The sequence below is a fragment of the Streptomyces sp. NPDC056987 genome (genome assembly GCF_042673865.1).
GTDB lineage: Bacteria > Actinomycetota > Actinomycetes > Streptomycetales > Streptomycetaceae > Streptomyces.
The window spans coordinates 1-8,705 of sequence record NZ_JBHURV010000077.1 but is presented as its reverse complement, the minus strand read 5'-3'; the positions used below and the strand labels follow the sequence as shown (position 1 = coordinate 8,705).

Annotated in this window: 4 protein-coding genes and 3 pseudogenes; 4 read left to right on the top strand and 3 right to left on the bottom strand. The window is 68.2% G+C overall.

All coding sequences use genetic code 11. The annotated features are described in order from the left end of the window. The 3 genes and pseudogenes from ACFTZC_RS41615 to ACFTZC_RS41605 form a co-directional block, all read left to right on the top strand. Positions 1-88 (top strand): annotated as a pseudogene (locus ACFTZC_RS41615) (IS630 family transposase); the annotation flags it as partial. Between the two features lie 118 nt (positions 89-206). Beyond that, positions 207-668: pseudogene (locus ACFTZC_RS41610) on the top strand (anti-sigma factor family protein); the annotation flags it as partial. 284 nt (positions 669-952) lie between these two features. Further along, the gene (locus ACFTZC_RS41605; protein ID WP_382899286.1) at positions 953-1,411 is read left to right on the top strand and encodes a hypothetical protein; all 459 of its coding nucleotides are present in this window, start codon (positions 953-955) and stop codon (positions 1,409-1,411) included. A 224-nt stretch (positions 1,412-1,635) separates the two neighbouring features. On the opposite strand, the pseudogene ACFTZC_RS41600 reads toward ACFTZC_RS41605, so the two are convergent. The 3 genes and pseudogenes from ACFTZC_RS41600 to ACFTZC_RS41590 form a co-directional block, all read right to left on the bottom strand. Then, a pseudogene (locus ACFTZC_RS41600) lies at positions 1,636-3,262 on the bottom strand (ISAzo13 family transposase). Between the two features lie 723 nt (positions 3,263-3,985). After that, the gene (locus ACFTZC_RS41595; RefSeq protein ID WP_382899285.1) at positions 3,986-4,858 is read right to left on the bottom strand and encodes an acyl-CoA thioesterase; all 873 of its coding nucleotides are present in this window, start codon (positions 4,856-4,858) and stop codon (positions 3,986-3,988) included. Between the two features lie 111 nt (positions 4,859-4,969). Then, positions 4,970-7,543 carry a DEAD/DEAH box helicase gene (locus tag ACFTZC_RS41590; protein WP_382899283.1) on the bottom strand — a complete coding sequence of 858 codons (2,574 nt, stop codon included), beginning with the start codon at positions 7,541-7,543 and terminating at the stop codon, positions 4,970-4,972. A 202-nt stretch (positions 7,544-7,745) separates the two neighbouring features. Here ACFTZC_RS41590 and ACFTZC_RS41585 point away from each other — a divergent pair, with 202 nt between their 5' ends. After that, entirely contained in the window at positions 7,746-8,537 is a 792-nt protein-coding gene (locus ACFTZC_RS41585) for a metal-dependent hydrolase (protein WP_382899282.1), read from the top strand. Positions 8,538-8,705 lie beyond the last annotated feature (168 nt).

Here is an 8,705-nt window from a genome sequence, read left to right as displayed (position 1 = left end):
CCGCCGCGGCTTACGGCACATCCAGTACCGCAGCGACCTCATAGACGGCTGCCTCGCCGAGACCGGCCTGACCATCAGACCCACCTGAGCAACCCGGCGACATCACGAGTTCAACCTCAGTAATCGGGTCTTCACCTCTCTCAGGCGGGGAAGAGTGACATGGTCATCATTCGATGGGTCACACAACCTTCAAGGCATCAGCAAGCATGAGCGAGTCGGAGAACTCCCATGCCACATCTGAGCAGCACCTAGGGGACCGACTCACAGCCACTGGGGAGCTCTACAGATCTAATCAGCACTTGGGAGACCGCCTCTCGGCCCTCGTAGATGGCGAGCTCGGTCACGAGGTGCGCGAGAGAGTACTTGCGCACCTCGCCACGTGCGCGAGGTGTAAGGCCGAGGCCGACGCGCAGCGACGACTGAGGAACGTGTTCGCGGAGGCCGCGCCACCACCCCCCTCCGAGGGCTTCCTGGCCCGCCTCCAAGGTCTCCCTGGGGGAGGTGACCCGGACGGCGGCGGCTCGCCGCTGGGCGGGGGAGGATTCGGCGGACTCTCCGGACGGCTAGGTGCCACCGGCATTTTCGGGGTGAAGCGGGGCGAGAGATTCGAGTTCGGCTACGTCCCGCCCTCGCCGCATGCCTCCGGTGACCACGGCAGCCGAGTTCATCTCAAGGAGCGCAAATCCCGACTGGGAAAAATACGCGCGTTCTGGCTGAGGAAAATGTGGGCGTTCCAGTTGGGAAGCAAGCGCAGGTTCCGGCTGGCAGACAGTGGGGTCGATCGCTGTGACCTGTCGCCGGCAGAGCTTGACCACCAGGCCCTCTCAGCCGTCAGTGAAAGCACAGGCACGGTTTTCATCACGCTTGACCAGCTGTTCCGAGCTCTCGGTCCGCCGCCGGACGACCTTCATGGACTGGATCACACACCACGCAGCGATGGAGGCAGGCAGCTATGACGAACCAGAGCGAGCCTGCCGCTTCGCGCGGCGGGCTGGATATAGCGCGTGAATGGGCTAATTTGCCACCGGACCACCTTGAAATAGCACTCAAGGCGCTCGGCCCTCAGCTGGAGCGTGATCACGAGTACCGGATGAAGGTGATACAGCTCGAGTATGAGCTCGCTGGAGCGAAACAGACACACACGCTGTACCTGGTCGGACTCGTCGCGGGCTTCGTCATCAGTGTGGGCATGCTCATTGGCGCGGTGATCGTTGGCAGTAACGATCAGCCGTGGCTCGCCGCGATGCTGTCCGGGCCAAGCGTCCTTGCACTTACCACTGTCTTCGTACTCCGTCGCAGCGATACAGCACAATCGCGTGCAGTGGCGCACAGCCAACAACTTGCCCTCGACGCGGCAGCCCAGGCATCACCCCCTTCACCTGTCGTGGACCCCACCGCTGGCGCGGTCTAACAACATCAGCAGCCCCTACGTACAAAATCAGACGCCCTGAGCGTTTAGAAGTGCACCCCGCTCACGGCTGAAGCCTCGCTCGCCGTTAAAACGTCCCAAGACGTCCCGGGCCCCGTCCCTGGACGCGGTTCTGACGTCCTTCGCCCTGCGTCACGCTCTGTTCTTGTCGGCTCAACTGATCCACAGGTCTTGACTATTACTCCCTCCAGGGGGCTTGCAGATCACTAACACGTTGTCTTGATCATGCTGCTGGGGTCGCCACTCAGAGCTCGAACCCGAGCCTGGAGGGCTGTGCGGGCGTAGGGCGGGGTGGCCGTCGGCGGGATGAAGATGCTGTGCGCCTTGAGCAGTGTTCTGATCTTCAGCAGGGTGCGGTGCCTGGCGGTCCGACTGCTGTCGAACAGCACGGCGAGGGGTTCCGCGGCCAGGGCGACCAGCAGGTGAAGGACGGCCGCCAGGGCCTGGTCGGGGAAGGCGAGTCGGGGCGGGCGTCCGCGCTTGACGTCGCCATCGCCGGCCAAAGTGTCGGTGAGATCGCTCAGTTGCTGCCGGGTCATGCCGGTCAGGGCGGGATCGTACAGCAGAGCATGGTCCCACTCCGGGGCTGGCTTCTGCGGAGCTCGGGGTGCTGGGATGGCAGGGCGCGGCTGGGGGTGCACGGCATAGTTCCAGTCGCCGTGGAAGGGATGTCGGGTCAGTGGCAGGGCCGCCATCTCCGCGTCGCCGATCTGGACTCCGGTTGGGTAGGTGTTGGTGTCCAGCTCGGCCATGACGCGCAGTTCGGTGCGGGTGGTGGTCGCGGCGATGGACGGGACGATGACTTCGTGTCTGGTCAGCGGGCGGCCGCGCCAGTTCAGGGTGATGTGCGAGAAGAGCCGGTGCTCGATCTTGTTCCACTTCGATGTGCCCGGCGGCAGGTGGCAAGCGTTGATCGTCAGTCCTGTTTCGGCGGCGAGCCGGGCGAGTTCGAGTTTCCGGGCCCGGGTGCGGTAGCCCTTCGAGCCGCCTGCGTCGGCGGTGATGAGCAGTCGTGTTGCCTGCGGGTAGGCGGCCCGGCCCTGGCCGGACCACCAGCGGCGGATCGATTCCACTGCGAGGCGGGGGTGTCGCGATCGGTGCCCACGTTGACCCAGCCAGTGTTCGCCGCGAGATCGTAGATCCAGTACGGGACGGCCTTGCCCAGCTGGGGGGCGGCGAAGTCATGGACGTTCACCCGCACCGGATCAGCCGAGGGCCGCCATGGGCGTCCGTTGTTCTTGAACTCGCCGACGAGCTCCTTCTTCTTGGTGTCCACGCTGATCACCGGCCGGCCGGCGTCCCGGTGATCGCGGGCCCGCTCGTTGAGATAACGGAACTGGGCGTCCAGGTCCGGCTGTTGGCTTCCCACGATGGTCCTGGCGTTGGCCTGCAGGCTGAAGCCTTCCTCCCGCAGCAGGTCGGCGACGGTGTCCGCACTGATTTTGTGCCGGTCCGGGCCACCTCCCGCGCCGGCGCGCGGGTCGACTTCACCGTCCACCGCAGCGGCGACATCGGATCACCGCGCTCGTCCGGCTCGACCAGCGCCAGCAGTGCCGGCCGCAGCCCCGGATCGAGATCTGCAACCCTCTTGCGACCTCCGCCCGACCGCCGCACCCGCCCCAGAGGCTCCTCGCCGGCCTCCAGCTCGGACACGCCCTTGCGGACCGTGGTCTCACTCACCGAAGCCGCCCGCGCGACGGCCCGAACACCACCGTGCCCCAGGACACGGGCCTCTGCGGCCATCAGCAGCCGTCGCTGCCCCTCATCCAGATGCGGGAACAACACCGCAAACTTCATGGCAAGTTGGATACGAATCTCGTCCGGGATGCGCATACCACATCAACGAGCCATGGACGGAAATCAACATCTTGATGATCTGCAAGCCCTCAGCGGAGAACCCCATCGACAGGATCGGCTGGCGTGCTCCACGCCTTACCCGACAGGTGGACCCGAGGGTAGTCGTCAGTCCGGATCAGGCCCGTGAACTTCTGACGGCGATCACTTACGTTGGAACCTGGGAGCACCAGCGGGGGCGCCTGCTGATGCCGTTCGTCGCCGCGCTGTAAGCACGAGATACGGGGGTTGAAGCACCGGGCCCGGGACGAAGTACGGCCGGTGCCGATCTCTCCGGAACTTGTACGGATTCTGCGTGCGCATGTGGACGAGTTCGACGTTGCCGCAGACGGACGGCTCTTCCGCAGCCCGAACGGCGGGCGGTTGGACTCCACCCGCTACCTCGGCGTCTGGCGCCAGGCAAGGCAGCTTGCCTTCCCGCCCCACTTGGCGGCATCACCGCTTGCACAGCGACCGTACGACCTGCGTCACGCCGCGGTGTCGCTGTGGCTGAACTCCGGAGTGCCCGCGGCCGAGGTGGCGGAGATGGCCGGGCACAGCGTGGCCGTCCTGATGGACACCTACTACAAGTGCATCCATGGGCAGCGGGAGGCGATGGTCGGCGGCACACTATTGGCACAATCTCTGTGGGGCGGAGCGGAGGACAGGAGGACGTGGTGGGACGATCTCGGCGCACCGCGTGGGTATCGGCCGCGTCGCAGGTCAGTCGGTCAGCTTGCGGAACAGTCCCTCCTGCACGACGGACACCAGCAGCCTGCCCTCCCGGTCGTAGATCCGGCCCCGCGCCAGGCCCCGGCCGCCCGTCGCGATCGGGGACTCCTGGTCGTACAGGAACCACTCGTCCGCGCGGAACGGCCGGTGGAACCACATCGCGTGGTCCAGCGACGCCATGTCGAAGCCCCGGGGGCCCCACAGCGGCTCGACCGGGATGCGGACCGCGTCCAGGAGGGTCATGTCGCTCGCGTACGTCAGCGCGCACGTGTGCACCAGCGGGTCGTCGCCGAGCGGTCCGACCGCGCGCATCCACACCGCGCTGCGCGCGTCCGCGCCGCTGATCTCCTCCTTGGTCCAGCGCAGCCGGTCCACGTACCGGATGTCGAACGGCTGGCGCCTGGCCATCCGCTCCAGCGGTTCGGGCAGTTCGCCCAGATGCTCGCGGACCTCCTCGGCGACCGTGGGCAGCGATTCGGGGTCGGGGAAGTCGAGCCGGGGCGGCAGCTGGTGCTCGAAGCCGCCCTGCTCCGGGTGGTGGAAGGAGGCCGTCAGGTTGAAGATCGTCCGGCCCTGCTGGACGGCGGTGACCCGGCGGGCGGTGAACGACCGCCCGTCCTTGATCCGCTCGACCTGGTAGACGATCGGGACACCGGGGCGCCCCGGCCGCAGGAAGTAGGCGTGCAGCGAGTTGACCGGCTGGTCGCCGTCGGTGGTGCGGCCGGCCGCGACCAGCGCCTGGCCCGCCACCTGCCCTCCGAAGACCCGCTGCAGGGACTCCTCGGGGCTGCGCCCGCGGAAGATGTCGACCTCGATCCGCTCCAGGTCGAGCAGGCCGACCAGCCGCTCGGCGGGGTTCGTCATGGTGCCGTGTGCTCCCGTTCTCGGTTCACGCTCGTTCTTCGGGGGCTGTACCACGCCGTACAGCCATAGGCGCGTGCGTCGGACGCACGCCAGAAATACGTCAGAGGTACGTCAGAGCTGGCCCACGGACGTGACGCGCACGACCGCGAGCCCCTCCTCGTCGGAGGCCGCGAGGTCGACCTCGGCGCCGATGCCCCAGTCGTGGTCGCCCTTCGGGTCGGCGAAGGTCTGCCGCACCCGCCACAGCCCGTGCTCCGGGTCCTCCTCGATGGCCAGCAGCTTGGGCCCGCGGGCGTCCGGCCCGGTGCCCAGGTCCTCGTACTCGTCCCAGTACGCGTCCATCGCCTCGCCCCAGCGGTCCGCGTCCCAGCCCGACTCGCCGTCCAGCTCGCCCAGTTCGTACACCTTGTCCAGCGCGGCCAGCTCGACCCTGCGGAACATCGCGTTGCGCACCAGGACCCGGAAGGCGCGCGCGTTGGCCGTCACCGGCCTGACCTGGTCGGCCTTCTCCTGCGCCTGCTCGGCCGTCTCCACCTCGGGGTTGGCCAGCTGCTCCCACTCGTCCAGCAGACTGGAGTCGACCTGCCGGACCATCTCGCCCAGCCAGGCGGTGAGATCCTCCAGATCCTCCGACTTGAGATCGTCCGGGATCGTGTGCTCCAGCGCCTTGTACGCGCCCGCCAGATAGCGCAGCACAATGCCCTCGGTGCGCGCCAGCTCGTAGTGGGACGTGAACTCCGTGAAGGACAGCGCCCGTTCGTACATGTCCCGGATCACGGACTTCGGCGAGACCGGATGGTCACCGACCCACGGATGGCTGGTGCGGTACGTGTTGTACGCGTGGACGAGCAGCTCCTCCAGCGGCTTGGGGTACGTGACCTCCTGCAGCCGCTCCATCCGCTCCTCGTACTCGACACCGTCCGCCTTCATCGCGCCGATCGCCTCGCCGCGCGCCTTGTTCTGCTGGGCCGCGAGGATCTGCCGCGGATCGTCCAGCGTCGACTCGACGACGGAGACCATGTCCAGTGCGTACGACGGCGATTCGGGGTCCAGCAGTTCGAACGAGGCCAGCGCGAACGTGGACAGCGGCTGGTTGAGCGCGAAGTCCTGCTGGAGATCGACGGTCAGCCGGACGATACGGCCCTCCGCGTCCGGGGTCTCCAGCCGCTCCACCACCCCGCCGTCCAGCAGCGAACGGTAGATCGCGATGGCCCGCCGGATGTGCCGGAGCTGCTGCCTGCGCGGCTCGTGGTTGTCCTCCAGCAGCCGGCGCATCGCCTCGAACGCGTTGCCCGGGCGGGCGATGACCGACAGCAGCATCGTGTGGGTGACCCGGAACCGGGAGGTCAGCGGCTCGGGATCGGAGCCGATCAGCTTGTCGAAGGTGGTCTCCGACCAGGCGACGAACCCCTCCGGCGCCTTCTTGCGCACCACCTTGCGGCGCTTCTTCGGGTCGTCGCCCGCCTTGTTCAGCGCCTTCTCGTTCTCCACGACGTGCTCGGGCGCCTGTGCGACGACGAAGCCCGCCGTGTCGAACCCGGCCCGCCCCGCGCGCCCCGCGATCTGGTGGAACTCCCGGGCGCGCAGGGTGCGCACGCGCGTGCCGTCGTATTTGGTGAGCGCGGTGAACAGCACCGTACGGATGGGGACGTTGACGCCGACACCGAGCGTGTCCGTACCGCAGATCACCTTGAGCAGCCCCGCCTGGGCCAGCTTCTCCACCAGACGGCGGTACTTGGGCAGCATGCCCGCGTGATGCACGCCGATGCCGTGCCGTACGTACCGGGAGAGGTTGCGGCCGAACTTGGTGGTGAAGCGGAAGTTGCCGATCAGCTCGGCGATCCTGTCCTTCTCCTCGCGCGTGCACATGTTGATGCTCATCAGCGACTGCGCCCGCTCGACGGCCGCCGCCTGCGTGAAGTGCACGATGTAGACCGGCGCCTGCCGGGTCTCCAGCAGCTCGGTCAGCGTCTCGGTGATCGGGGTGAGGCGGTACTCGTAACTGAGCGGCACCGGCCGGGTCGCGGACCGTACGACGGAGGTCGGCCGGCCCGTGCGGCGGGTCAGGTCCTCCTCGAAGCGCGAGACGTCCCCGAGCGTCGCGGACATCAGGACGAACTGGGCCTGCGGCAGCTCCAGGATGGGGATCTGCCAGGCCCAGCCGCGGTCCGGTTCGGCGTAGAAGTGGAACTCGTCCATCACGACCTGGCCGATGTCCGCGTACTTCCCGTCGCGCAGCGCGATCGACGCCAGCACCTCGGCCGTACAGCAGATCACCGGGGCGTCGGCGTTGACGGAGGCGTCGCCGGTCAGCATGCCGACGTTCTCCGTACCGAAGAGCTTGCACAGGTCGAAGAACTTCTCCGAGACCAGTGCCTTGATCGGCGCGGTGTAGAAGGTGACCTTGTCCTGCGCCAGCGCCGTGAAGTGCGCACCCGCCGCGACCAGGCTCTTTCCGGAGCCGGTGGGGGTGGAGAGGATCACGTTGGCGCCCGAGACCACCTCGATCAGCGCCTCCTCCTGAGCCGGATAGAGCGTGATTCCCTGGCCCTCGGCCCAGGAGGAGAAAGCCTCGAAGAGGGCATCGGGGTCGGCGTCCGGCGGCAGGCGATCGATAAGGGTCACGCCCCCATCTTGCCTTCCTTCCGGCCGGATGAGGGAACCGGACGGCGGGCAGAAGATCAAGAGCGATACGCTGCCGTGTCAACTGGGCATCAGGACAACTGGCTTCGGGCCCCGGCTCGAAGCCCCTGAGTCCCATGACACACGGCTCACACACACGGCTTGACGCGCACGACTTCCGTGCACGCCTTGACGCGCACGGCTTCACCGGACAGGGCTTCCGCACAGGGAGCTGGACGACAACTGAAATGGGACGGGTACGACCATGATGGGACCGGCACACTCGCTGTCAGGGGCGGCGGCCTGGCTGGGGGTGGGCGCCGCGGCGGCCGCCACCGGCCATACGATGCCCTGGCCCGTCCTGGTCGTCGGGGCTCTGATCTGCGCGGGAGCCGCGCTCGCCCCGGACCTCGACCACAAGGCGGCGACGATATCCCGGGCGTTCGGCCCGGTCTCGAAGACGCTATGCGAGATCGTCGACAAACTGTCGTACGCGGTCTACAAGGCGACCAGGAAGCCCGGCGACCCCCGCCGGACCGGCGGCCACCGCACGCTCACCCACACCTGGCTCTGGGCCGTCCTGATCGGCGCGGGCGCCTCGGCCGTCGCGTACACGGGCGGCCGGTGGGGGGTCCTCGCCATCCTCTTCGTCCATCTCGTCCTCGCGGTGGAGGGCCTGCTCTGGCGGGCCGCCCGGGTCTCCAGCGACGTCCTGGTCTGGCTGCTCGGCGCGACCAGCGCGTGGATGCTGGCGGGGATCCTGGACCAGCCGGGCAACGGCGCGAACTGGCTGTTCACTGAACCCGGCCAGGAGTACCTCTGGCTGGGCCTGCCGATCCTCCTTGGCGCGCTGGTGCACGACATCGGCGACTCGCTGACCGTCTCGGGCTGCCCGATCCTCTGGCCCATACCGCTCGGCCGCAAGCGCTGGTACCCGCTCGGCCCGCCGAAGGCGATGCGCTTCCGGGCCGGCGCCTGGGTGGAGATGAAGGTGCTGATGCCGGTCTTCATGCTGCTGGGCGGGGTCGGCGCCGTATTCGCCCTCAATCTGGTCTGAGCGCCCGGGGCCCGGGGGGGGGGGGGGGGGGGCCCGGGGGGGGGGGGGGGGGGGGGGGGGGGGGGGGGCCCCCCCCCGGGGGGGGGGGGGGGGGGGGGGGCGGGGCCCGGGAGTACGGCCGGAGCGGGCCGGTACAGTGGGCGGGTCGTCATCATGCCCGTATGGAGG

What these genes read in the sequence shown, in the direction of transcription:
- ACFTZC_RS41595 (WP_382899285.1), bottom strand. Translation starts at nt 4,858, where the DNA reads ATGACGAACCCCGCCGAGCGGCTGGTCGGCCTGCTCGACCTGGAGCGG.
- ACFTZC_RS41585 (WP_382899282.1), top strand. Translation starts at nt 7,746, where the DNA reads ATGATGGGACCGGCACACTCGCTGTCAGGGGCGGCGGCCTGGCTGGGG.
- ACFTZC_RS41605 (WP_382899286.1), top strand. Translation starts at nt 953, where the DNA reads ATGACGAACCAGAGCGAGCCTGCCGCTTCGCGCGGCGGGCTGGATATA.